General features: G+C 39.0%; 25 protein-coding genes. 17 read left to right on the forward strand and 8 right to left on the reverse strand.

The features are described 5' to 3' along the window. Positions 1 to 10: 10 nt before the first annotated feature. The 4 genes from IRB43_RS14170 to IRB43_RS14185 form a co-directional block, all read right to left on the reverse strand. Positions 11 to 190: a hypothetical protein gene (locus IRB43_RS14170; RefSeq protein WP_203364212.1), complete on the reverse strand. Its 180-nt coding sequence runs from the start codon at positions 188 to 190 to the stop codon at positions 11 to 13. 125 nt (positions 191 to 315) lie between these two features. After that, positions 316 to 852, reverse strand: coding sequence for a DUF3267 domain-containing protein (locus IRB43_RS14175; RefSeq protein WP_203364142.1), 537 nt, complete (start codon positions 850 to 852; stop codon positions 316 to 318). Between the two features lie 216 nt (positions 853 to 1,068). Continuing rightward, complete coding sequence (locus tag IRB43_RS14180) at positions 1,069 to 1,635, reverse strand: HTH-type transcriptional regulator Hpr (protein ID WP_203364143.1); 567 nt, start codon at positions 1,633 to 1,635, stop codon at positions 1,069 to 1,071. A gap of 137 nt (positions 1,636 to 1,772) precedes the next feature. Next, positions 1,773 to 2,147, reverse strand: coding sequence for a YtxH domain-containing protein (locus IRB43_RS14185; RefSeq protein WP_203364144.1), 375 nt, complete (start codon positions 2,145 to 2,147; stop codon positions 1,773 to 1,775). 336 nt (positions 2,148 to 2,483) lie between these two features. Between IRB43_RS14185 and yhzF the strand changes: the two genes are divergently transcribed. Beyond that, complete coding sequence (gene yhzF, locus IRB43_RS18305) at positions 2,484 to 2,681, forward strand: membrane protein YhzF (protein WP_481748156.1); 198 nt, start codon at positions 2,484 to 2,486, stop codon at positions 2,679 to 2,681. Between the two features lie 63 nt (positions 2,682 to 2,744). Here the strand turns inward: yhzF and IRB43_RS14190 are convergent, their stop codons facing one another. Then, the gene (locus IRB43_RS14190; RefSeq protein ID WP_203364145.1) at positions 2,745 to 3,170 is read right to left on the reverse strand and encodes an HIT family protein; all 426 of its coding nucleotides are present in this window, start codon (positions 3,168 to 3,170) and stop codon (positions 2,745 to 2,747) included. Between the two features lie 148 nt (positions 3,171 to 3,318). Between IRB43_RS14190 and IRB43_RS14195 the strand changes: the two genes are divergently transcribed. Together IRB43_RS14195 and IRB43_RS14200 are read left to right on the forward strand one after the other, a co-directional pair. Continuing rightward, positions 3,319 to 4,056, forward strand: a complete 738-nt coding sequence (locus tag IRB43_RS14195; RefSeq protein ID WP_203364146.1) for an ABC transporter ATP-binding protein — start codon at positions 3,319 to 3,321, stop codon at positions 4,054 to 4,056. Continuing rightward, complete coding sequence (locus IRB43_RS14200; protein ID WP_203364147.1) at positions 4,053 to 5,276, forward strand: ABC transporter permease; 1,224 nt, start codon at positions 4,053 to 4,055, stop codon at positions 5,274 to 5,276. Before IRB43_RS14195 ends, IRB43_RS14200 begins: the two co-directional genes overlap by 4 nt. Before the next feature lie 35 nt (positions 5,277 to 5,311). Here IRB43_RS14200 and IRB43_RS14205 read toward each other — a convergent pair whose 3' ends face one another. Continuing rightward, the gene (locus IRB43_RS14205) at positions 5,312 to 5,827 is read right to left on the reverse strand and encodes an antibiotic biosynthesis monooxygenase family protein (RefSeq protein ID WP_203364148.1); all 516 of its coding nucleotides are present in this window, start codon (positions 5,825 to 5,827) and stop codon (positions 5,312 to 5,314) included. A 502-nt stretch (positions 5,828 to 6,329) separates the two neighbouring features. On the opposite strand from IRB43_RS14205, the gene hemE reads away from it, so the two are divergent. From hemE to IRB43_RS14250, 9 genes are all read left to right on the forward strand, one after another. After that, positions 6,330 to 7,370 (forward strand): uroporphyrinogen decarboxylase, encoded by a 1,041-nt coding sequence (gene hemE / locus IRB43_RS14210; protein ID WP_203364213.1) that lies wholly within the window; start codon positions 6,330 to 6,332, stop codon positions 7,368 to 7,370. Between the two features lie 76 nt (positions 7,371 to 7,446). Continuing rightward, a complete protein-coding gene (gene hemH, locus IRB43_RS14215; RefSeq protein ID WP_203364149.1) occupies positions 7,447 to 8,391 on the forward strand; it encodes a ferrochelatase in 945 nt (314 codons plus the stop codon). 18 nt (positions 8,392 to 8,409) lie between these two features. Next, on the forward strand, positions 8,410 to 9,822 hold the full coding sequence (gene hemY, locus IRB43_RS14220) for a protoporphyrinogen oxidase (RefSeq protein WP_203364150.1): 1,413 nt from the start codon (positions 8,410 to 8,412) through the stop codon (positions 9,820 to 9,822). A 215-nt stretch (positions 9,823 to 10,037) separates the two neighbouring features. After that, a complete protein-coding gene (locus IRB43_RS14225; protein WP_203364151.1) occupies positions 10,038 to 10,610 on the forward strand; it encodes a TetR/AcrR family transcriptional regulator in 573 nt (190 codons plus the stop codon). Positions 10,611 to 10,695: 85 nt separating this feature from the next. Further along, positions 10,696 to 12,999 (forward strand): YhgE/Pip domain-containing protein, encoded by a 2,304-nt coding sequence (locus IRB43_RS14230; RefSeq protein WP_203364152.1) that lies wholly within the window; start codon positions 10,696 to 10,698, stop codon positions 12,997 to 12,999. 123 nt (positions 13,000 to 13,122) lie between these two features. Beyond that, entirely contained in the window at positions 13,123 to 14,079 is a 957-nt protein-coding gene (locus tag IRB43_RS14235) for a YncE family protein (protein WP_203364153.1), read from the forward strand. 5 nt (positions 14,080 to 14,084) lie between these two features. Then, complete coding sequence (locus tag IRB43_RS14240) at positions 14,085 to 14,765, forward strand: response regulator transcription factor (protein ID WP_203364154.1); 681 nt, start codon at positions 14,085 to 14,087, stop codon at positions 14,763 to 14,765. Then, positions 14,762 to 16,159: a sensor histidine kinase gene (locus IRB43_RS14245; RefSeq protein WP_203364155.1), complete on the forward strand. Its 1,398-nt coding sequence runs from the start codon at positions 14,762 to 14,764 to the stop codon at positions 16,157 to 16,159. Before IRB43_RS14240 ends, IRB43_RS14245 begins: the two co-directional genes overlap by 4 nt. 13 nt (positions 16,160 to 16,172) lie before the next feature. After that, positions 16,173 to 16,631, forward strand: a complete 459-nt coding sequence (locus IRB43_RS14250) for a FixH family protein (protein WP_203364156.1) — start codon at positions 16,173 to 16,175, stop codon at positions 16,629 to 16,631. An 84-nt stretch (positions 16,632 to 16,715) separates the two neighbouring features. Here the strand turns inward: IRB43_RS14250 and yhfH are convergent, their stop codons facing one another. Continuing rightward, positions 16,716 to 16,850, reverse strand: a complete 135-nt coding sequence (gene yhfH / locus IRB43_RS14255) for a protein YhfH (protein WP_203364157.1) — start codon at positions 16,848 to 16,850, stop codon at positions 16,716 to 16,718. A gap of 202 nt (positions 16,851 to 17,052) precedes the next feature. Between yhfH and IRB43_RS14260 the strand changes: the two genes are divergently transcribed. The 3 genes from IRB43_RS14260 (at position 17,053) to IRB43_RS14270 (ending at position 20,965) form a co-directional block, all read left to right on the forward strand. Then, entirely contained in the window at positions 17,053 to 17,784 is a 732-nt protein-coding gene (locus IRB43_RS14260) for an MBL fold metallo-hydrolase (protein WP_203364158.1), read from the forward strand. Between the two features lie 256 nt (positions 17,785 to 18,040). After that, positions 18,041 to 19,582: a fatty acid--CoA ligase family protein gene (locus tag IRB43_RS14265; protein ID WP_203364159.1), complete on the forward strand. Its 1,542-nt coding sequence runs from the start codon at positions 18,041 to 18,043 to the stop codon at positions 19,580 to 19,582. Positions 19,583 to 19,690: 108 nt separating this feature from the next. Then, positions 19,691 to 20,965, forward strand: coding sequence for a M48 family metallopeptidase (locus tag IRB43_RS14270; protein WP_203364160.1), 1,275 nt, complete (start codon positions 19,691 to 19,693; stop codon positions 20,963 to 20,965). Between the two features lie 151 nt (positions 20,966 to 21,116). On the opposite strand, the gene IRB43_RS14275 is transcribed toward IRB43_RS14270, so the two are convergent. Then, on the reverse strand, positions 21,117 to 21,350 hold the full coding sequence (locus tag IRB43_RS14275; RefSeq protein ID WP_203364161.1) for an IDEAL domain-containing protein: 234 nt from the start codon (positions 21,348 to 21,350) through the stop codon (positions 21,117 to 21,119). Positions 21,351 to 21,511: 161 nt separating this feature from the next. Here IRB43_RS14275 and IRB43_RS14280 point away from each other — a divergent pair, with 161 nt between their 5' ends. Both IRB43_RS14280 and IRB43_RS14285 read left to right on the forward strand, forming a co-directional pair. Next, positions 21,512 to 22,021, forward strand: a complete 510-nt coding sequence (locus IRB43_RS14280; protein WP_203364162.1) for a competence protein ComK — start codon at positions 21,512 to 21,514, stop codon at positions 22,019 to 22,021. 135 nt (positions 22,022 to 22,156) lie between these two features. Next, positions 22,157 to 22,768 (forward strand): TVP38/TMEM64 family protein, encoded by a 612-nt coding sequence (locus IRB43_RS14285; protein WP_203364163.1) that lies wholly within the window; start codon positions 22,157 to 22,159, stop codon positions 22,766 to 22,768. The last annotated feature ends 108 nt before the right edge of the window (positions 22,769 to 22,876 follow it).

Consider the following 22,876-nt stretch of genomic DNA (forward strand, 5'->3'; position numbering starts at 1 on the left):
AAGGCTCGCTTTATGTATAAAGTATCTCTACATAAGAGGAAATCAATAAAATGGTGATATAAATATTTATTGTACGGAAGATCTTCGGGTGTTTCTCTTCCGGAATCTCTTTTTGAATACAAAGAATGTTCGTTAATCGGTTAATGTTAAACAAGATGAGTGCAGAAAATATCACGAATACAACGATAATGCTAATCAAATGCTTTCCCTCCTTTTTTAGTTATATGTAAATAACATACCAAAAAGTGCTCCAAAAAGATAGAAAAACAGTTAGTACGAGAGTGTTTCCTCTCATTACTAAACTGTTTGCTTGATCTATTGAGGAATTAAAATTTCGTATCCCCGGTCATGTTCTTCAATAACAGCTGACTTCGGAGAGGTAACTAACGCTTTTAAATAAATAAAATCCATGACACAGATTCCGGTGTGATAAGCTGAGAGCATTGTGAAATAATGCAAATAATTTGGGAATAGCACACCGCTTAGTAGTAAAATAGGGTTAAGTGTAAAAAAGGGCAGCGCTAAGCTTAGCATAAACCTTTTCTTTGGCACGGGCTTTTTAATTGAAATAAAAATAATCGGAAGACAGCCTAATTTTAAACTATATTTGAACGCAATGTGCGGGAAATACCGCAAAATTGGCAACATATGAATCAATTTATGGAGTGGATAAACAGCGAGCAATCCCATCAAAAATAATTCAAAATAAGAAGAATACAAGGTTTCAGAATACATGGATTGCATAAGTGCAAAACTGAAACTAAAAAATATCATCATGAGAATGAATGAAAAGATCATGATTTTATTGAAACCGTACCTTCTTTCAAAATCAAATGTCCGCCAACACTTCATAGGAATCGTCCCTCCAATTGACGAAAAGTGAGTTAACTGTTTCACTAATTTACGATGATTGCAAGGAAAAATCAATATATATTTTTATGAGAGTATAAGAGCAATATGAATCAAGATGATTAAAAATGGGGTAAACATATGTGAAGAAATGAACAAAGTTGAATGGAATAAAGCACGGAAGAAGCTTCTTCCGTACCACGGAACTATTGGGAGTGGTTATCTTGGGTGAGTGGTTGTTTTGACGAGTTTTCCGTCATTTTCAAAAAAGTCCTTATCGATATTATGGATCGATGTCTCAAAAATATCCATGAAATCTTCTCCGTAAATGTTTTTGACGATCGTCATAATTTCCACTAAATCAGGGAATTTACCGAAAAGTTCACGTAGTGGAGCTGAGCCTTCAAAGACAGAGTTGTGGTGAGGGTCATAGCTTTCCATGAGATCAAGTAAGACTTGTTCGCCTGTTTCAGTGATTTCTACATACGTATTTCGTTTATCATTTTCTTTCTTAGAAAACTTTAAATAACCTCTCTCTTCTAATTTTTTTGAAAAATTAAAAGCTGTTGAGACGTGCATGACGCCAAACTTAGCAACATCGGAGATAGAGGCTCCTCGCAAATGATAAGCAATCCATAAAATATGATGCTCGTTAATATTTAAATCGTATGGTTTAATCCATTGCTGCCAATCCTTTTCGACAGCTTTCCATAAAGCCTTGCTTAACTGTGCCATCCGCTGACTGAATATGAGCGCTTCTTTCATAGAGTATTGATGATTAGCCATATGTGCACCTTCTTTTTTAAATTATTCACTCCCAATAAACAAAAAATATGAATATAGTTAATATTATTATGCCAATAAAATAAAAAATAATAAAGATATAAATTTACTAAATTTTCGAAAAAAACAAGAAGCCTATTTTAGACTCCTTGTTTTTTAGGTAATTGATTTTGTAATTCAGTTAATTCTTCCACTGTCGATTGCATCTCTACTAGTTCTTGCTGCAGCTTTTGAATGCTTGGCTTTGTACTTTCCTGCCATACAGATACACTCGTTTTTAAGCCGCCCGTAACGTCGCTGAATGTCTCTTTACTAATTTCAGAGAGAGTTTTTACGGAATTTTTCACTTCAATAAAATCATTGCCAATGGTGTTGATAGAATTTTTAGCACAGTTTAGGGAAGTTTTCATCTTTTCTCGCGTTTCCTTACCAGATAACGGTGCATTAAACAAAGTTGTAGTCATTCCAGCTAAGGCACCAGTGATTAATCCGAATAGTAGTGCTTTTTTGTCCATATGTAATCACCTCATTCATTTATTTAATTCTTCATCCATTGTAAAATTCCTTCACTTCCGGGCAAGGACAGGTTCATTGTGTCTCTTTGTTTGCATAGTATGTAAGAAACTTCATCCTTTATCCCGCATTAACGGGCTGTAAGACCTCCACCTCAACAACATGGCAGAAAGAAGCGCAGACGTGTAGGCGGGGATCAACAGCCCATAAACGCCCGATTGGTTCAACTAACAATCAGTGGGCTATGAAGCTCCTCACTGATTGAAGTTTCACTTTATTGTAATTGTTATCATCATGGGAAAGCAATAATTAAGGAAAGAAGTAGAGGAGTGACAGGAATGGAAGGCGTTATTTTTGCGTGCTATGCAATTAGTTTTGTCTTTCTAATGAGCATGATTCATTGCATTCGAGAAATGTGCAAACCTGGAATCTCTATGACAAGGCATGTCATGAAACAAAGAATCAAACTTTTAGGAATAGCAGGTATCGTTTTTCTAGCCTTGTCTATTTTTTTTACGTACATGTGGAATGGATAGTCAGTTGGCTGAAAAAGGGTCAGCGCTCAAGCAGTGAGCCTGACCCTAAATAGAGACTATCGATTAGTTTGGAAGATGCTGAGCAATACTTTGAGCGATTTGTTGAAACTCCTCTTTAGAATATTCGCCGCTGTGGTCTTGAAAGATTGGATGAAATCCATCATTTTTTCCGTAACGCGGAATTAAGTGCATGTGGAAATGGAAAACGGTTTGTCCAGCTACTGCACCGTTATTATTTAAAATGTTTAATCCCTCTGCTTGGAATTCTTTTTTGATAGCATTAGCGATTTTCGGTACAACTTCAAAAAGATGAGCGGCTTGCTCAGATGTTAATTCAAAGACATTTTCCTTATGAACTTTCGGAATAACGAGAGTATGTCCTTTCGTGACTTGGCTAATATCTAAAAATGCATACACATGTTCATCTTCATACACCTTAGCGGAAAGAATGTCTCCATTAATAATTTTACAGAAAATGCAGTCGCTCATTTCTTTCATCCTTTCTAATTATATAATTGTCAAAATTTTATCACATAACCAAGGATTATGAAATAGACAAGCTATAAGACAATCCATGAGTTTTATGAAAAGATTTGCTAAAATAGGGATAATCACATTATGAGAAGGGAAGTTGTCTATGTCTTTATTGAAAGTAGACGATTTGGTTGGCGGATACACGCGCAAACCAGTATTAAAAAATATCTCGTTTTCGGTTGAAAAAGAGAGCATCGTCGGGTTGATTGGGTTAAATGGAGCTGGAAAAAGTACAACGATTAAGCATATCATCGGCTTGATGGAGCCGAAGCAAGGAAGTGTGCGAATTAACGGACAAACCTTGCAAGAAGGTCCGGAAAAGTATCGCCAGCAATTTTCGTATATTCCAGAAACACCGATTTTATATGAGGAATTAACGTTAGAAGAGCATATGAAATTAACAGCGATGGCTTACGGATTGAGTGAGAAGGAGTATGAACAGCGGATTGATCCTTTGTTAAAAGAATTTCGTCTGCAGGAGAAAATGAATTGGTTCCCCGCTCATTTCTCCAAAGGGATGAAGCAAAAGGTAATGATTATGAGCGCTTTTTTAACAGAGCCTTCTCTTTATATTATTGATGAGCCTTTTGTTGGACTCGATCCGCTCGGCATTCAATCCTTGCTTGAGTGGATGAATAAAATGCGTGATAATGGAGCGGGAATTTTGATGTCTACACATATTTTGGCGACAGCCGAGAAATATTGTGATTCTTTCATTATTTTGCATAATGGCGAGATTCGTGCTCAAGGAACGATTGATGAGCTTCGTGAGCAATTTCATTTACCTGATGCTTCTTTAGATGATATTTATATTCAGTTGACGAAGGAAGAAGAATCATGAAAAATATTGAGCAATTATGGACAAATAGGCTACAGTCCTATTATGGTGAACTGCGTAAATACTTGCGTTATATGCTAAATGATCATCTTTTATTTGTGCTTGTATTTGGTCTCGGAGCCTTGCTTTATTATTATAGCGGCTGGGTGAAGACGCTCGATGAGACCTTTCCAGCGCCAATCATTATGGCTGTGACGCTTGGGGGACTGTTGGCTTGGAGCCCAGTTTATACGTTTTTAATGCGTGCAGATACCGTCTTTTTACTTCCGCTAGAGGAAAAGATGAATGGTTATTTTCAAAAAGCGATTCGGACAAGCTTCTTTTCGCAAATCTATGTACTGATTGCAGCCCTAGCTTTCTTTATGCCAATGTATGCTCAAGTGAAAGGGGGTTCCGCTCAGTCATTTTTCCTTGGTTTGCTCGTCTTATTAGCCTTGAAACTATGGAACTTACATGTTCGCTGGTACGTACTTAAACAGCAAGAGCGAGAAAGCCATTGGAGTGATTTAGCGATCCGTTTTATTCTTAATGGCGTCTTGCTTTATTTCTTATTTTCTAGTTCAAATCTTTTCTTTGTCGTGGCTGTAGCTGTGATGATGATCGGTTATTTCATTTATTTTAAAAAAGCAGCCGAACGGATGACATTAAAGTGGGAGATACTTGTCGATCTTGAAGAGAAAAGAATGGCCGCCTTTTATCGCTTCGCCAATTTATTTACCGATGTTCCTCATCTAAAGGGAACAGTCAAGCGCCGTCAATGGCTTGATCCAACTCTAGGTAGGCTACCATTTAGCCAAACATCTACCTACGCTTTTTTATTCCGTCGTACATTTGTCCGGATGAGTGAATACTTCGGTTTATTTGTTCGCTTGACAGTGATTGCCGCACTGGTGATTGGTTTTAGTGATCAAATGATATTGCAGCTGATTATTGCGTTATTGTTTATTTATTTAACAGGTTTTCAGCTGTTACCAATGATTCGGCGTCATGAAATGAAAATATGGGTCTCGCTTTATCCGGTGCCGTCTGTGGAGAAAAGAAAGGCTTTGTTGCGACTTTTAAGTAATTTACTTATCATGCAAGCCATTATTTTTGGAGCAATAGCTGTGATTAGTCAAACGCTGATGCAGGGAGGCGTTGTTTTAGTAGCAGGTCTGTTTTGGGCAGTTGTGTTTATTAAGCTATACGCGCCATCACGCTTAAAGAAGATGGAGGAACTATAAAAAATGGCGGCACCGCTGATGGTGTCGCCATTTATTTATTGTTCCTCTTCTTTAGGCACGTTGTAAGTGGTGACATATGATGGGCTTGAGAAGATTTTTGGCTGTTGATCAATTCCTTCTTCTGAACCGCGTTTTTCGTGAGCTTTGTTGTACGCTTGCGAGTTTTGCCAGCCTTTAAAAGATTGCTGATCTTTCCATTGGGTCATAATAATATACGTATTTGAGTTCAGCGGACGGAGCACGCGAATCGCAATAAAGCCTGGTACCTCTTCAATTAGCCGCGCCCGATTTTTAAAGCGGTATTCAAAAATGGGCCTGCCTTCATCTGTGACAGGAATATTATTGAAAACGACATAGCCATGATTCGCTAACTCACCTGACGCATCAATCACTTCATATTTGCGTGGAGATTGAAAAATTGTTTTTTCCTCTGTTTCATGTAAAAGAGTAGCTCCTTGCGCATTCTCCATCACAATCATTTTTTCATTAGCATGCTTCTCTTTCAGTTTCTTTAAAAACTCAAACGTTCCTGAAGTAATATACACATTCATTTTCGTCACCTCAATTAAAAAATGATTACTCTATTCTATTACTTTACACATAAAATTTTCCATGTAAACCAATAGTGTGTTTTTATCTCATGCGGCTCGTTCCAGTTCATACGTCGCTGAGCAGCGCCTTGCGCCTTTCGGTGATGTCTAGCTCCAGGCGCTAGCGACTAGTGAACTTCNATGTCTAGCTCCAGGCGCTAGCGACTAGTGAACTTCCACGATCCTCCTTGCGATAAGTCAACATCGGTTCACTGTCGTTCACCGTGTTTCCTTTATCTCATACGGCTCGTTCCAGTTCATACGTCGCTGAGCAGCGCCTTGCGCCTTTCGGTGTTCTTTGGCGAATTTATGACATTTGGGGGCTGTTGCTATACTTTTGTTCGTAAAACATCTATAGTGTAAATCGTATAAAAGACGGGGATTTTCGTTTATTTCCGAGTGAGGATTTAATATAATGAGGGATAGTGATTGTTAATGCGGGAAAGGTGGAAGAAGAAACGTGATGAGAACGATTAATGAGACTTTTTTACAGGCAGCAAGAGGAGAAAAGACAGATTATGTGCCGGTATGGTATATGCGCCAAGCTGGGCGTTCGCAGCCGGAATATCGCAAGTTAAAGGAGAAATATTCGCTGTTTGAAATTACTCATCAGCCAGAATTATGTGCATATGTGACGAGATTACCGGTTGAACAATATGATGTGGATGCAGCGATTCTTTATAAAGATATTATGTCACCGCTTCCAGCAATCGGTGTGGATGTGGATATTAAGTCTGGAATCGGCCCGGTGATTAGCAATCCGATTCGTTCATTAGCTGATGTGGAGAAGCTTGGAGAGATCGATCCAGCCAATGATGTTCCCTATGTATTAGAAACGATCCGTTTGCTGACACAGGAACAGCTGAACGTTCCGTTGATTGGATTTGCTGGGGCTCCTTTTACGTTGGCGAGTTATATGATCGAAGGCGGACCGTCCAAAAACTATAATAAAACGAAAGCATTTATGTATGCGGAGCCTAAAGCTTGGTTTGCCTTAATGGACAAGTTAGCAGAAATGACGATTACTTACGTGAAGGCTCAAATTAAAGCAGGCGCTCGTGCTATTCAAATTTTTGATTCTTGGGTGGGTGCATTAAATGTAGCAGATTATCGCACATTTATTAAGCCTGTCATGGAGCGAATTTTTAATGAGTTGCGCCCTGAAGGTGTTCCATTAATTATGTTTGGTGTTGGAGCTAGTCACCTAGCGATGGAATGGCATGACCTTCCATTAGATGTGGTGGGCTTAGATTGGCGTTTGCCAATTGAACAAGCACGAGCAATGGGCATGACAAAAACAGTTCAAGGGAACTTAGACCCAGCCCTTTTACTTGCACCGTGGGAAGTGATTGAGGAACGAGCTAAAGCGATCATTGACCAAGGCATTCAGCAGCCTGGTTATATCTTTAACTTAGGTCACGGTGTCTTCCCGGAAGTTAATCCGGACACATTAAAGCGTTTAACTACATTTATTCACGAATATAGTGCCGAAAAGCTGAAATAAGAAGATTCTTTTTGGAAAACTTAAAGAAGACATGTCAAAATAGAAAAGTATTTCTATTATTTATGAGGTGAAAGCAATGACAAAAAGAAAAATGGGTTTATTAGTAATGGCTTATGGCACGCCATATAAAGAAGAAGATATTGAAAGATACTATACACATATACGTCGTGGACGAAAGCCTTCACCAGAAATGCTTGAGGATTTGCGTTCTCGTTATGAAGCGATTGGCGGAATTTCTCCCCTTGCTAAAATTACGCAAGATCAAGCAGAGAAATTAGTAGAACATTTAAATGCGATGCAACAAGAAATTGACTTTCATTTATACCTTGGCTTAAAACATATTGAACCCTTTGTTGAAGATGCGGTTGGAGAAATGAAAAAAGACGGTATAGAAGAAGCGGTGTCAATTGTGTTGGCTCCACATTTTTCTACTTTTAGCGTGAAGTCTTATAATGGACGAGCGAAAGAAGAAGCAGAGAAGATCGGTGGGCCAACAATTCTTTCAGTTGAAAGTTGGTATAAGGAGCCGAAGTTTATTGACTATTGGGCCCAAAAAATTAAGGAAACGGTCGCCTCGATGCCGCAAGAAGAGCGCGATAATTATGTGTTAATCGTTTCTGCGCACAGCCTCCCTGAAAAAATTATTCAAGCAGGCGATCCATACCCTGATCAATTGCAAGAAACAGCCGATTTAATTGCTGAAAAAGCAGGTGTGGAAAACTATGAAATCGGTTGGCAAAGCGCTGGGAATACACCTGAGCCATGGATCGGACCGGATGTACAGGATTTAACTCGCGATCTATTTAATGAAAAAGGCTATCAAGCATTTGTTTATGCACCTGTCGGCTTTGTGTCCGATCATTTAGAAGTGTTGTACGATAATGATTATGAATGCCAAGTGGTCACAAAGGAGATTGGAGCAAGCTATTACCGTCCAGAAATGCCAAATGCACAGCCGCTATTTATTGAGGCAATGGCTGATGTGATTATGCAGCATATAAAAGCGAACGCAAAATTATAAAAAGAAGGCGATGCAACTGTGTTGGAAGATAACAAGAAAGTAGTTGTAATCGGGGGAGGTATTACCGGTTTAACAACTGCTTATTATTTGCAAAAGCAAGCAAAGGAAAATCAACTTCCGCTCGATATCACATTAATTGAGGCGACTCCGCGTCTTGGCGGAAAAATTCAAACCGTTCGGAAAGATGGCTTTGTTATTGAAAGAGGTCCCGATTCTTTTCTTGAAAGAAAAGCAAGCGCTGCCCGGCTAGCGAAAGAAGTGGGACTTGAGAATGACTTAGTCAATAACTCAACTGGCCAATCTTATGTGCTAGTGAACGGGAAGCTTCACCCCATGCCAGGAGGCTCTGTGATGGGCATTCCAACACAGATTGCTCCTTTTATTACCACTGGTCTTTTCTCGATTCCTGGCAAAGTGAGAGCGGCTGCTGACTTTATTTTACCGAAATCCGATCCTCAAAATGACCAATCATTAGGTCACTTTTTCCGAAGACGTCTCGGAGATGAAGTAGTAGAAAATTTAATCGAACCTTTATTATCTGGCATTTATGCAGGTGATATTGATAAGTTGAGTTTAATGTCAACGTTCCCACAGTTTTATCAAGTAGAGCAAAAATATCGCAGCCTTGTATTAGGAATGAAGAAAACGACTCCTGCTCCGCCAAAACAAGCGGGTACAGCAAAGAAAAAAGGGATTTTTATGACAGTGACCAATGGACTAGAGGCACTAGTCGAAGCGATTGAACAAAAGCTGAATAAAGGCTCGGTTTTAAAAGGAACAAGAGTCGGTGCGATTGAACGTAAACCGAATGGTGGCTATGTCCTTACCTTAAATAGTGGGAGCATTATTCAAGCTGATAGCGTTGTTGTGACGACTCCTCATTTCACATTGTCTGCCATGATGCCGCAGTACCGCTTTTTTGATGGGTTAAAGGAGATGCCTGCTACCTCTGTGGCGACAGTCGCGATGGCTTTCCCTGAAGCCGCGATTACAAAAGATATTGATGGCACGGGATTCGTCGTGTCTCGCAATAGCGATTATACGATTACAGCTTGCACATGGACGCATAAAAAATGGCCGCATACTACGCCGGACGGAAAAGTATTATTGCGCTGTTATGTTGGACGAGCGGGCGATGAGACAGTAGTGGATTTATCAGATGCTGAAATTGAACGCATTGTCCTTGAAGATTTAAATAAGACAATGAACATTAAGGCTAAGCCAGAATTCACCATTGTGAGCCGTTGGAAAAAAGCCATGCCGCAATACACAGTCGGTCATAAGCAGCGGATGAATGAGATGTATCAGCAAGTTGAAAAAGAGTTGCCAGGGCTCTTTATTGCTGGGAGCTCTTTTGAAGGTCTTGGCCTGCCTGATTGTATTGATCAAGGAGAAGCGGCAGTGCGAAAAGTGTTGGAATTTATAGAGTAGAAGAAAGAAGGTGTCCATCTCGGATACCTTCTTTTTCTTTGAGGACCATCGCTTGATGGTAGGGAAGATACGACTAATTTTCTTTTTTGCGACTGATCTTCACAAGCAGTAACAAACTATAAAAAAGAGGTTGCAATTGCTGTTTGAATATAGTAAATTAAAATACGTACAAATTGACCGAAATGTTCATTTGGTCAAAAAAAGGGGGCGATGGGATGTCTGTTGACCGAAAACAGCAAATTATTGAAGCGGCTACGAAATCTTTTTCGCTGTTTGGTTATAAGGCAACAACAATGGATCAAGTGGCAAAACTAGCTAATGTTGGAAAGGGGACGATTTATACCTTTTTCAAAAATAAAGAAGAACTTTTTGATGAAATTGTGCAGTCGCTTATTCTAGAAATGAGGCGTCGGGCGGAAGCAGCGGCGGACCCGAACAGCTCTTTTCATGAAAATGTTCATCGGGCCCTTTTTCAAATTTTGCAATTTAGAAAACAGCATCAACTAGCGATCAAATTGTTCCAAGAGGGGAAAGAGATGGGGACACCAGCTGTACTGGATGTGGTGAAGAAAATGGAGGATGAGGTACTTTCTTTCATTAAAGAGAAAGTAGCGATTGCTATCCAAGCAGGAGAAATTAAGCCTTGCAATCCAGAGATTACAGCATTTATTATGTTTAAACTTTATATTTCTTTAATCTTCGACTGGGAACAGCATAAGGAGCCTTTAAGTGAAACAGAAATATTAAACTTATTCGAGCTTCATTTATTTGAGGGATTATCCTTGTGAGGACAGTCCTTTTCTTTCACAAGAAAATGACTAAATGAACAAAACGGTCATTGGTTACCGTTTTTTTACAACATAGGAGGAAGTAATGAAACAATCATTGTTTTTTGCAGAACTGAAGGAGATTATCAGAACGCGTAAATTGTTAATTCCGATTTTGGCGGTCCTTTTTATTCCGCTTTTATATGCGGGAATGTTTTTATGGGCATTTTGGGATCCATATGCGCATTTGAAAGACTTGCCTGTAGCTGTTGTTAATAAAGATAAAGGCGCTGATTTTGAAGGAGAAAAATTAACGCTAGGGAAAGAGCTAGAGAAAGAAATAGGCAAAAGTGATGAATTTAATTTTCAGATTGTTAGTGATAAAGAAGCAAGAAGAGGTCTTGAGCAACAAAAATATTATATGTTAATTGAAATTCCACCGAATTTCTCTAAAAATGCAACAACCTTATTAGAAGATGAACCCAAAAAACTAGAGTTGAAGTATATTCCAAATGAAGGATTCAACTTCTTATCTTCACAAATTGGGGAAACAGCGATGAAAGAAATTCGTGCTTCCCTTCAAGAAAGTATTACGAAAACCTATTCGGAAACGATCTTTGATAAGATTAAAGAAATGGGAGACGGTTTAGGAAAAGCAAGTGATGGCGCAGGAGCTTTAGATGAAGGGGCGATTGACCTTTCAGCCGGCGCTGAGAAAATTAAAGCAAATTTAGGTGTGCTTGCGGAAAAGTCTGTTCAATTTTCACAAGGAGTATCTAAAGCTGGAAACGGGACAAAAGCGCTCGTATCAGGTGCTTCTCAATTGCACTCCGGTTTGGCTCAATTAGAAGAAGGTGGAAATAAACTTGTAGCCGGAGGAAAAGAGTTGCAAAGCGGTACAGGAGAGCTAGCGGCTGGAATTTCTAAAGTACAAGGCGGATTGCATACCGTTGATGACAAAATGAACGCTTTAACAGCTGGTACAGAGCAAGCTAAAGCTGGAGTTCAACAATTTCAACAGAAACTTCCGGCTCTTACACAAGGCACGCAAAATTTAGCAGCTGGCGCTGAAAGTTTAAATAGCGGGTTAAATCAATTTGAGCAGCAATTAATTTCACAATTAAATGGTGCGATGAGTCAACAAATCGAAAAGTTAATGCCGGCGCTGCAGCAAAGTATGACACCGGAACAAATTGCTGGATTAAAGCAGCAAATGGCTCAACAGCAACAGCAAATGGAACAACAAGTGAAAGGTGCTGTTGGTCAGCTGAAATCGGGAACTCAGCAACTAGCAGCTGGTTCTAGAGAATTGAATGGAGCAATTAGCGGACAATTAGCTCCTAATATTAATAAATTAAATAGTGGATTGGGAGAATTACAACAAGGACAGCAACAATTAAAAGCAGGTGTTCACGAGTTAGCATCAGGAGCTGATCAGCTAGCTGGAGGTGTTGGTAAGCTGCAAGCTGGACAAAAGGAATTATTGAGTGGTGTTGGACTATTGTCTAGTAAGCTAGGTGAAGCAGAGGCTGGCGCAGCAGAGTTAGCAAGTGGTGCAACAACGTTAAGCAATGGTTTTGGTCAATTAGATGAAGGGTCCAATAAAATATCTGAAGGAACGAAGCAGTTAGCTGATGGTTCGAAACAATTAGCAGATGGAACAACAAAGCTAGAGGAAGGAACTAATGATCTTCATACAAAATTAGCGGATGCGGCAGATCAGGCGAATAAAGTAAACGCAACAGATGATACGAACGATATGATTGCCAATCCGGTAAAAGTGAAAAAAGATGCAGTAAACCCTGTGCCAAACTACGGTACTGGTTTTGCTCCTTATTTCTTATCACTCGGTTTATTTGTGGGCGCATTATTACTATCAATTGTTTTCCCGTTAAGAGAGCCAGCTACTCAACCGAAAAATGGATTCAGCTGGTTTATCGGTAAGTTTGGTGTACTATTGATTGCTGGTGTCGCTCAATCCGTTCTAGCTGTACTTGTGTTACTTGTTGGTCTGAAAATTGAAGTGCAAAGTGTACCGCTGTTCTTCTTAACGGCAGTTATCACAAGCTTAACATTTATTGCACTCGTCCAAATGCTGGTTACGATTTTGGGAGATCCAGGACGCTTTGTCGCGATTTTAATTTTGATCTTCCAGTTAACAACAAGTGCGGGAACTTTCCCGTTAGAATTAATTCCAAATGCCTTACAGCCGTTTAATGCATTATTACCAATGACGTATTCTGTAGCAGCCTTTAAGGCCGTCATTTCAAGCGGTGATTATTCCTTTATGTGGAATAATAATGTCATTCTAGGTGCGTTTGCTGTGGTGTGCTTAATATTGACGATCATTTTCTTCCAAGGAATGTACAAACGTCAATACGGCCATCAAGCGGTCACAACTGAAAAGTAAGAGAAAAATAAAAATGCTGAAGAGCGAGGCCGCTTTTCAGCATTTTTTTCGTTTTTTCTTCAAATATATTTCACAATTCTTTCTTATAATAGAAGGTAAAAAGAAAGCTGGAGGAGGGATATCTTGAAATTTCGCACATGTTTGTTTGTTGCAGTCTTGATGTGGATATTAGCTGGCTGCAGTCATCCTTCTTATCCGGTCATTAAAGAGGAAAGCTATTTATTGACATTAAATTTAAGGGAGTCCTCTTTAACGTTCATTGATCAAAAGGGGGAGCGAATAGCCGATTGGGTTTTTGATGAAATGTACACAGGGGGAGTTTTGTATCCAGATAGTGATCATTTGTTGCTCTATGGTACGCAATTAGACCATGCGACCATTTTCTCATTATCTCAAGGGAAAATAATAGATGAATGGAAAGTCGATGAAGGAACAACAGGTGCTCTGTACTTAGAGAAGAGTAAAGAAGTGGTGTTTGCTAATAAAGAAGATCGGTCGCTTCATTTCTATAATAAAGACGGTGAAGAAGTCGAACAGGTGAAAACAGGAAAGTACCCGATGTCGCTCGCTGAACATCAGGGAATGCTTTATGTCATTAATTATCAAGATACGATTCTTTCGGAAGTAGATCTTCAAAAGAAAAAAGTAGTAAGAGAATTTTCTATTCCTTCGTCCTCAACAGGACTAATGATTGAACCAATCGAAAAGGAATTATGGATTGGCGGACATGGTCACGGCAAAGAAGCCCAATCTAAAGTGCATGTTTATTCGCTTGATACTGCAAAGGAGATAGAGCAAATCTATACGCCTGTCATGCCTGTTAACTTTGCGTCTGATGGAAAGTATCACTATGTTGTCAGCCATGGTTCCAATATGGTTTATATGTTAAATGAAAAGAAAGAAACAGTCGCTAAGGTGGAGGTAGGAGCGAATCCGTTTACCGTTGAGCCATTTGCTGACTATATCGCAGTAGCAGGGTATGACAGTGATGAACTATATTTTCTTGAAAAAGGAAGTTTAAAGATTATTAATAAAGTAAAAACAGGGCAAGGCCCATTTATGATTTTTGTAAAGGAGTAGAAGCGATGACCCATATATTAATTGTTGATGATGAAGAAGATATGCGCCATCTTATCTCCATGTATTTGGAGAATGCCGGCTTTACGGTTAGCCATGCGGAGGATGGTCAACAAGCAATGAAACAATTAGCAAAAGGAAAAGCAGATCTTGTGTTACTAGATATTATGCTGCCTGGGAAAAACGGCTTTGATATTTGTGCAGACATCCGTAAAACAAGTGATATTCCCGTGATATTCTTAACAGCGAAAGGGGAAGAATGGGACAAGGTGAAAGGACTGCAAATTGGCGGTGACGATTACATTGTTAAACCGTTCTCACCTGGCGAATTAACAGCGAGAATACGGGCAGTATTGCGCCGTTTTCATAAAGAAGATGAACCTTCAACTATTATTGAGAAAGCAGGGATTGCTGTAGACTTAACCTCTCATGCGGTCAAAGTAAAGAAAAAATCAGTTCCATTGACGTTAAAGGAGTTTGAATTATTGCTATTATTAATTAAAAATGCGGGCCGTGTCTTTTCGCGTGAACAATTGTTAACGACAATTTGGGGCGATGATTACAGCGGTGGTACGAGAACAGTAGACACCCATATTAAAACGCTCCGCATGAAGCTTGGCAAGGAAGCTGGAGCAGCGGTAGCCACTGTATGGGGAATTGGTTATAAGTTTGAGGATCCGACTGCATGAGCTTAGCAAAAAAACTATGGCTCACTTTATTAATGACCTTGCTTTTGTCTATCGGTTTTGCCTATGCACTGTCTTATACGCTGTATCAAAAACTGTACGTTGACAGTGTGGAGAAGGAAATGCTACAAGTGGGAAAGAGCTTAGCACTTGACTATGATGGCGGAGAAATGACGGATGAATTTATCGAGCAAATAGATTGGTATAATGAAAAAGTGAAGTTTGAAGTGTTTGCTGTTCGAAATCCGAGAGAGTTAGCTGCTTGTGTGCCCTTTGAAGTTGATTATGATACATTAATTGGCCCAGCTGAGCGAGAACAACTACTGAAAAATGAGCCAGTGCAAAAAGTGGGTTATATGGCGCGGTTTGATCGTAAAATTATTTCGGTCGTTGTGCCTTTATTGGAAGAGCAGCGATTGCAAGGAATTATTTATTTATACTTGCCGCTTGAAAATATGGAAGAGTTAACAGCTGATTTGACTATTTATTGGAGCGTTGGTGCCGCTGTGTTTTTTATCGTTTTGTTAGTGATTGGAACAAAATGGGCAAGGTATTTAACAAGACCGCTTGAAGAAATGAAACAGGCAGCTGTTCAATTGTCAGAAGGCGATTTTTCGACAAGGGTCAATGTGCAGACAAAGGATGAAATTGGTCAGCTAGCTGAAACATTCAATCATATGGCCGAGTCGATCGATAAGGAAGATGAAAAGAAAAGAGAGTTTTTAGCGACTGTTTCCCATGAATTGCGCACGCCGCTTAGTTACATAAAAGGCTATAGCGAAGCGCTTTCATCTGGAATCGTGAAAGGAGAGGCGGAAGAGCAGCAGTATGTCGATATTATTACAAGAGAAGCGAAAAGAATGGAGCGGCTTGTCAATGATCTGCTCGAGCTGATCAAGTTGGAAGGAGATTCTGCTGCTATAGAAAAAGTTCCGTTACCATTAGCTGAAACGATTCATCAAACACTTCAAAAGCTGATGCCTGCAGCTAGGCAGAAAAAGGTTCATCTGCAAGAAGAACTGGATCATGATATTATTATTGAAGGAGATGAAGATCGTCTCGAACAAGTCATTGTCAATTTGGTGGACAATGCGCTAAGGTATACAGAAGCAGACGGCTTGATTACCATTCATTTGTTTGAAAGGGCTGGAAAAGCTGTAGTCGAATGTAAGGACTCTGGTATTGGTATTCCTCCAGAGGATTTACAAAAGATTACGGAACGATTTTACCGTGTGAATAAGGCACGGACAAGGGCAGATGGCGGAACAGGCTTAGGATTGTCAATTGTTGAGAACATTGTGAAAGGCCATCAAGGACGATTAACGATCACTAGTAAGTATGGCCAGGGCACAACGGTCACAATTGAATTTCCTTTACTTGAAGAAGACGATGATTAAAGGAGAAAAAAGAATGAAGAAGTATGGGATGATAGCTGTTATTTGTTCCCTCTTTCTATTAGGAGCGTGCGGACAGCAAAAGCAGCCAAACGAAAATGCAACACCGCAACCGATTGTAGCAGAGCTGACTGTGCCTGAGAAAGCGGCAGTAAATGAAGAAGTGGCACTGATAACAAAGGTGACACAAGGAGAAGAGATTGTCAGTGATGCCGATGAGGTAGTGTATGAAGTGTGGCAGGAAGGCAAAAAAGAAGACAGCGAAATGATTGAAGCTAAAAAAGACAAAGAAGAAAATTACATCGCCAAAAAAACATTTCCGCAAGATGGCATCTATCATGTACAAGTTCATGTAACTGCCAGAGGATTGCATACAATGCCTAAAAAGCCAATCACCATCGGGCAAGGACAGTCAACTGACTCAACGCAAACTCCAGCGGAAACAGAGGAGCATCAACAACATTCTGACATGTAATGAAAGAAGCAAGAACCCACTCAAGGCGAAGGTGGGTTCTTGCTTCTTTTTTATATTTATGGAATTGGATCACGATTTGAAAGATTAAAGATCTTGGATATCGATGCAGTCATCACAATGGTTGCCGTAGCACTCATGTTGTTCTTCAATATAAGAACCGCATTTTGCGCATTGTTTTGCAGGGATATTTTTGAAAAAATCAACAATATTTTTAACCATATTTGTGTTCCTCCTCATTTTTGTTATATAACTGATCTATTTGATGTGTTTATTGTATTATAACAGAATGACATCGTCAATATCTTTTTTAAAATTTTCAGAAAAAATAATTAATGGAGAGAAAAACTCGATTAGTTGAAGTAAAGAGAGCTGAGGAATACAATGAGAGAGAAATGGAATTGAATGGAGAGGTGTGTAGAACATGAAAGTTACTATTATTGGTTGCTGGGGTGGCTATCCGTCAGTCAATGAAGCAACTTCCGGCTATTTATTTGAAGAAGAAGGATATAAATTGCTTGTTGATTGCGGGAGTGGGGTATTATCGAAGCTCCAGCGTCATCTAGCACCGGAAGAGCTAGATGCTGTTTTACTTTCTCATTATCATGCCGATCATATAGCGGATATTGGTGTTCTGCAGCATGCTTTGTTAATCCGAAAGCATTTAGGAAAAGAAGTAAATACTTTACCGATTTACGGTCATGATCAAGATTCTTCATTCGCTTCACTTACATATAAAGATTTAACGGAAGGAAGAGTGTATCAGCCGAGTCAAAAGTTAAGCGTTGGCCCGTTTATGGTTGAATTTTTACGTACTGTTCATCCTGTTCCATGCTTCGCCATGAAAATTTCAACTGGTCGTCATACGGTTGTGTACACAGCAGACTCTGCCTTTCAACAACAGTTTATTCCATTTGCAAAAGAATGTGACCTTCTTCTTTGTGAAAGCAACTTTTATAGCGGCATGAACGGACAAGTAGCTGGCCATATGACAAGTACAGAAGCAGGCCAGCTTGCTCATTTTGCACGTGTGGGAACTTTAGTTTTAACGCATTTGCCTCATTTTGGCGAACTGACGAAGCTCAAAGAAGAAGCGGAAGCTGAATTCTATGGTACAGTTCTGTTGGCAAAGCAAGATTTAGAAATAGAGTTATAAGTAGAGGATTACAGTGCTATTTATCCCGCATTAACGGGCTGTAAAACCCCCACCTTAACATCGAAGAAAGAAGCTCAGGTGTAGGTGGGGGGAGGTTTATCAAAGCTTACATTATACTATCTTGCTTTTCATATAAGGTAACCTTTTCCTATTCTTGGCTGTTTATAGTTGCCGGCTTGCTTGTTTTCCTATATAATAAAAGTTGAAAATTCGAAATTGAATGATTATTCATTCATTTAAAAAGGGGAGTATGGGGATGAATCTTTCAGTTGCATTGTCGAAGTCAGCAAAGGCATTCAAGGGGAAAATTGCGTATCACTTTTTAGATCAGACGGCTACATATGAAGAGTTGAATATAGCTGTCAATCAGTTTGCTTCGGGGCTTAATGAGCTTGGGATTCAAAAGGGGGACCATATTGCACTTTTACTAGGAAACTCTCCTCACTTTATCATTTCCTTATACGGTGCGTTAAGAGCAGGAGTAACTGTTATTCCAATCAATCCGTTGTATGCACCGGATGAGATTAGTTATATTGTGAATAATGGAGATGTAAAAGCGGTCGTTTTGCCTGATCTATTGCTTCCGCTTGCCGAAAAAATGAATCAATATTCACCTCTAGTTGAGCAATACATTGTTTGTGAAACAAAGGCTGAACGCATGCAAGAAATAGATTTCACATCGAATAGAATGAAAGCGTTTTCGGATTTACTATCTTTAGGCAAGCGCGACTACCAAGGTCCAGAGCTAGTCGATGATGATGTCGCGGTTATTTTATATACGTCAGGCACAACCGGTAAACCAAAGGGAGCGATGCTTACTCACAATAATTTGTATTCTAATGCGAGAGATATAAGTGGTTATTTACAAGTATCACAAGAGGATTGCTTTATGACTGTGCTTCCAATGTTTCACGTGTTTTGCTTAAGTGTCGCTTTAAATGCTCCATTAATTAGTGGTGCGACCATTTTAATTTTTCCACAATTTAGTCCGAAAGAAGTGTTTGCTTTAGCAAAACAGCATAAAGCGACCGTATTTGCCGGCGTGCCGACGATGTATAACTTTTTATATCAATATCCTGATGGAGATGCAAAAAGTTTTGCTAATATCCGTTTATGTATTTCCGGTGGTTCATCGATGCCGGTTGCCCTGCTTGAAAACTTTGAGAAGAAATTTCATGTCATTGTATCAGAAGGATATGGGCTATCTGAAGCTAGCCCTGTTACTTGCTTTAATCCGTTAGACCGACCAAGAAAAGCGGGTTCGATTGGCTGCTCCATTATAAATGTAGAAAATAAAGTCGTTAATGAATTAGGAGAAGAGTTGCCGCCAGGGGAAGTAGGTGAATTAGTTGTTCGTGGGCCGAATGTCATGAAGGGGTATTATAAAGAGCCTGAAGAAACCGCGGCTGCTTTGAAAGATGGCTGGCTGCATACTGGTGACCTAGCCCGAATGGATGAAGAAGGTTATTTCTACATTGTTGACCGCATGAAAGAGCTCATTATTGTAGGAGGGTATAATGTGTACCCTCGTGAAGTAGAGGAAGTACTTTACAGTCATCCAAGTATTGTTGAAGCAGCGGTCGTAGGTGTTCCAGATCCCGATTATGGAGAAAGTGTGCTTGCTTTTGTTGTTTCAAAAGACTCGCGCTTAAATGAAGCTGCTGTCATTGATTACTGTCATCATCATCTTGCGAAATATAAACTCCCTAGAAAAGTAGAATTTTTAAACGAACTTCCGAAAAATACAACAGGCAAAATTTTAAGACGAGCGCTTAAAAAACAAGTACAGCAAAACTAAATTTTTTCGATAGGGCCTCTTCAGCTAACGAAAGAGGCTTTTTCTTTTTAGGTCTAAATTTTCTTTTCTTGGACTACATATAATATAAGGAGAGAAGGGGGAATTAAGATGAAGATCAAATGGGCCGCGATCGTCATTGTAGGCTATTTATTGTTTTCAGCATGTATGTATTACTATTTATTTGTGATGCCGACAGGGGAACTTCCTGATATTTATAAAGGGACAAGTGCTGATCCTGCTACTTTTTTAAGTGAAAAGGAGCGCTCTTTAAGTGGGGAATTTTCCAAAATCAAAAATTTCCTATTCTTTCTTAGTACGCCGCTTGAATGGCTCATTTATTTTTTAGTTGTGTTGTTTGGTTTATCTCACCGTTTGGAGAAATGGGCACAGGAAACAGTACGTATTACTTTTTGGCAAACATCGATTTATTTATTTTATTTATCTGTTTTTACTTTTGTTTTGACTTTTCCACTGCAATATATTAGCTTTCATTTGTCTAAAGTCTACAACATTTCCACGCAAACTTTTTCTCAATGGATGAAAGATGAATTAATTGACTTTTGGATTGGCTATGGTTTGATGATGATTTTGATCTTCGTGATGTATGAGCTGATGAAACGGTTCAAAAAAAGATGGTGGCTTGCTGCGTGGACACTATTTGTGCCTTTTACTATTTTTTTAATGTATGTCCAGCCAGTCTTTATTGATCCGCTTTATAATGATTTTTATCCGCTAAAAGATAAACAGTTAGAAGCAAAAATTTTGTCTTTAGCGGATCAAGCTAATATTCCAGCAAACCACGTGTATGAAGTGAATATGTCCGAAAAGACGAATGCTTTAAATGCTTATGTAACAGGGATCGGCAGCAATGCTCGTATTGTTTTATGGGATACGACATTAAATAAGCTCGATGAAGAGGAAATTTTGTTCGTAATGGCTCATGAAATGGCGCATTATGTAAAGAAACATATTTATATTGGTATTGCTAGTTATTTAGTTCTTGCTTTTATTGGCTTCTGGCTGATTGCTAAAATTATGGAGTCGTTTATTAACCGGAAAGGAGAAGAATTGAGTATAACGAATATTGCGCAACTGAGAACCTTGCCGTTAATTTTAATGATGGTTTCGATGCTTTCATTTGTAGTTAGTCCATTTTCAAATATCCTGTCTAGGTGGGAAGAGAAGCAGTCTGACGCGTATGCGATTGAAATGACGGGAAATAAAGCAGCAGCCATTACCGCTTTTCAAAAGCTTGCGAAAGAAGGGCTGTCGGAAGTAAAGCCTCCTCTGCTTGTGAAGATTTTCCGATATAGTCATCCTTCCATGGCAGAGCGGATTTATACGATTGAGACGTATCCATTGGAAGAAACAAAAGAAAAGTAATAAAAATGAGGAGAAGTTATGATAACTAACATACTAATAAGTGCCAGACTTTCTCTTAATCAAGAGAGAATCGGCACTTATTTTTAGTTAATTTCTGTACTTATGCGTTATAGGAGAATGTTGATGGAAGAGGAACTCGACGAGAAGAAAATCATTGGGAATTGAAGTTTCTCTCTAACTCATTAAGCTTGTAGGATAGCTTCATAAATGCTTCGCGATCTCCTTTATCGAGGGCTTGATCAATTGCAACCATCATTCGTTGTTTTTCTTGTTTAAAAAGAATGCCATTTAACAATTTGTCGATATATACATCAGTAGCATTTCTTTCTTTTTCACGTGGCATCGGGGACCTCATCATTTCAGTGAAATAGTTGTTGTTTTCCATTTTTTCATCACCTCGGATACCTTTTTCTTATTATATATGATCTAAAAAGTGTAATCAACAGAAATTTTAAAATTTTTAGAAAAATTAATCCTTTCTTTCTGGAGAAAATAATCCCATTATATGTTAAAATAGGTGTAATAAGTCGAAAGGAAGTGTGAAATGTGAATGTCGTCTATGATGAGTATGTTCTGCGTCCTGAAGTCATGTTTATTAAAGCAATAGAGTGCAATGGAAGGGAGCACACGATGATTGTCGAAGAAAAACAAACGCTCGAAGTGACGATGAATCCTCTAGACCTAATTAAAAAAAGCTGTATTGCCTATGGAGTTACTTATAATGGTAGAAGAGATGCAAGTAAGCTGTTATTATCCACAGAAAAAAAAGTCCCCGTTATTATTGATCATATTGATGGAATATACTTATTTCCGCTCGCTTCACATATCGGTCGAGGAAATGCTTGGATTTCTTTATCTAAGGTAGAAAGAATTTTACCGGTTTCTAGTAAATGTACGTCTGTTTTGTTTCGAAATGGACAACGCTTTTCTTTTCCTGTTAGTGAACGCTCATTACAAAAACAATATGCAAAAGCTTCAAAATTGCAAGTCGTAATCAAGGAGCAATTGTATGAGTTAAATAGAAAAATTCAAAGAGAAATGGCTACTTCTGTTTAAGAGACAGAATAAAAGGTCGTATTTACCTGATCAATGAGCTATTTTTATAAGTAATGTTTTATTAGATTTTCTACATATATGGTAAAATGGAAGAAACGAATGTAGAGGTTTGTTTAAGTAAGGGGAAAAGCCGTCATGGATGTAAATAATATACGGGAATGGTTTACACTTGAAAATATCATGGATTTAATTGACCGCTACCAGTCATTTGGTCCAATCCCTGGATTTATCTTGCCTATGCTAGAAGCCTTTCTTCCATTTTTGCCGCTGTTTGTGTTTGTTTTGGCTAATGTCAATGCTTTTGGTTTATGGTTTGGTTTTATTTTGTCTTGGGGAGGAGCGGTCACTGGTGCGTTTCTTATCTTTTTGCTCGTCAGAAATTATGGTCAGCGGCGCATGCTTTCCTTTCTGCAAAGGCATGCACAAGTTAAGAAACTCATGAATTGGTTGGATCGTCATGGGTTTGGTCCGGTATTTTTGTTGCTTTGTTTTCCATTTACCCCTTCTGCAGTCGTCAATATTGTGGCTGGGCTTTCTAATATAAGTGTGACACAATATTTACTGGCTGTGATGACAGGGAAGTTTGTCATGATTTTGACCATTAGCTTTATCGGATATGATGTGGCTGCTTTAATTCAGCAGCCGATACGAACAGCGATCGTTGCAATGGTCATTTTAATTTTATGGTTAGGTGGGAAGAAAATAGAAGCCCATCTAAATAAACAAGGGACACGAGAAAGAGGCTGATATGGGCATCAGCTCTTTTTTTTATTGTTATTGAATGGAATGTTTGCATAGAGCATTCTAAAAAAATGAATGGGTTTTTCCGTTATAATAGAAAGTAGCAGATAGATG

This window comes from Bacillus sp. REN10, assembly GCF_016820555.1.
Taxonomy (GTDB): domain Bacteria; phylum Bacillota; class Bacilli; order Bacillales; family Domibacillaceae; genus Bacillus_CE.

Coding starts and splice junctions, on each gene's coding strand:
- IRB43_RS14200 (WP_203364147.1), top strand. CDS start 4,053: ATGAAAAATATTGAGCAATTATGGACAAATAGGCTACAGTCCTATTAT.
- yhfH (WP_203364157.1), bottom strand. CDS start 16,850: ATGGTTAAAAATATTGTTGATTTTTTCAAAAATATCCCTGCAAAACAA.
- IRB43_RS14285 (WP_203364163.1), top strand. CDS start 22,157: ATGGATGTAAATAATATACGGGAATGGTTTACACTTGAAAATATCATG.
- IRB43_RS14245 (WP_203364155.1), top strand. CDS start 14,762: ATGAGCTTAGCAAAAAAACTATGGCTCACTTTATTAATGACCTTGCTT.
- IRB43_RS14230 (WP_203364152.1), top strand. CDS start 10,696: ATGAAACAATCATTGTTTTTTGCAGAACTGAAGGAGATTATCAGAACG.
- IRB43_RS14205 (WP_203364148.1), bottom strand. CDS start 5,827: ATGAATGTGTATATTACTTCAGGAACGTTTGAGTTTTTAAAGAAACTG.
- IRB43_RS14180 (WP_203364143.1), bottom strand. CDS start 1,635: ATGGCTAATCATCAATACTCTATGAAAGAAGCGCTCATATTCAGTCAG.
- hemH (WP_203364149.1), top strand. CDS start 7,447: ATGACAAAAAGAAAAATGGGTTTATTAGTAATGGCTTATGGCACGCCA.
- IRB43_RS14250 (WP_203364156.1), top strand. CDS start 16,173: ATGAAGAAGTATGGGATGATAGCTGTTATTTGTTCCCTCTTTCTATTA.
- IRB43_RS14185 (WP_203364144.1), bottom strand. CDS start 2,147: ATGGACAAAAAAGCACTACTATTCGGATTAATCACTGGTGCCTTAGCT.
- IRB43_RS14265 (WP_203364159.1), top strand. CDS start 18,041: ATGAATCTTTCAGTTGCATTGTCGAAGTCAGCAAAGGCATTCAAGGGG.
- IRB43_RS14190 (WP_203364145.1), bottom strand. CDS start 3,170: ATGAGCGACTGCATTTTCTGTAAAATTATTAATGGAGACATTCTTTCC.
- yhzF (WP_481748156.1), top strand. CDS start 2,484: ATGGAAGGCGTTATTTTTGCGTGCTATGCAATTAGTTTTGTCTTTCTA.
- IRB43_RS14225 (WP_203364151.1), top strand. CDS start 10,038: ATGTCTGTTGACCGAAAACAGCAAATTATTGAAGCGGCTACGAAATCT.
- IRB43_RS14260 (WP_203364158.1), top strand. CDS start 17,053: ATGAAAGTTACTATTATTGGTTGCTGGGGTGGCTATCCGTCAGTCAAT.
- IRB43_RS14175 (WP_203364142.1), bottom strand. CDS start 852: ATGAAGTGTTGGCGGACATTTGATTTTGAAAGAAGGTACGGTTTCAAT.
- IRB43_RS14270 (WP_203364160.1), top strand. CDS start 19,691: ATGAAGATCAAATGGGCCGCGATCGTCATTGTAGGCTATTTATTGTTT.
- IRB43_RS14240 (WP_203364154.1), top strand. CDS start 14,085: ATGACCCATATATTAATTGTTGATGATGAAGAAGATATGCGCCATCTT.
- IRB43_RS14195 (WP_203364146.1), top strand. CDS start 3,319: ATGTCTTTATTGAAAGTAGACGATTTGGTTGGCGGATACACGCGCAAA.
- hemE (WP_203364213.1), top strand. CDS start 6,330: ATGAGAACGATTAATGAGACTTTTTTACAGGCAGCAAGAGGAGAAAAG.
- IRB43_RS14275 (WP_203364161.1), bottom strand. CDS start 21,350: ATGGAAAACAACAACTATTTCACTGAAATGATGAGGTCCCCGATGCCA.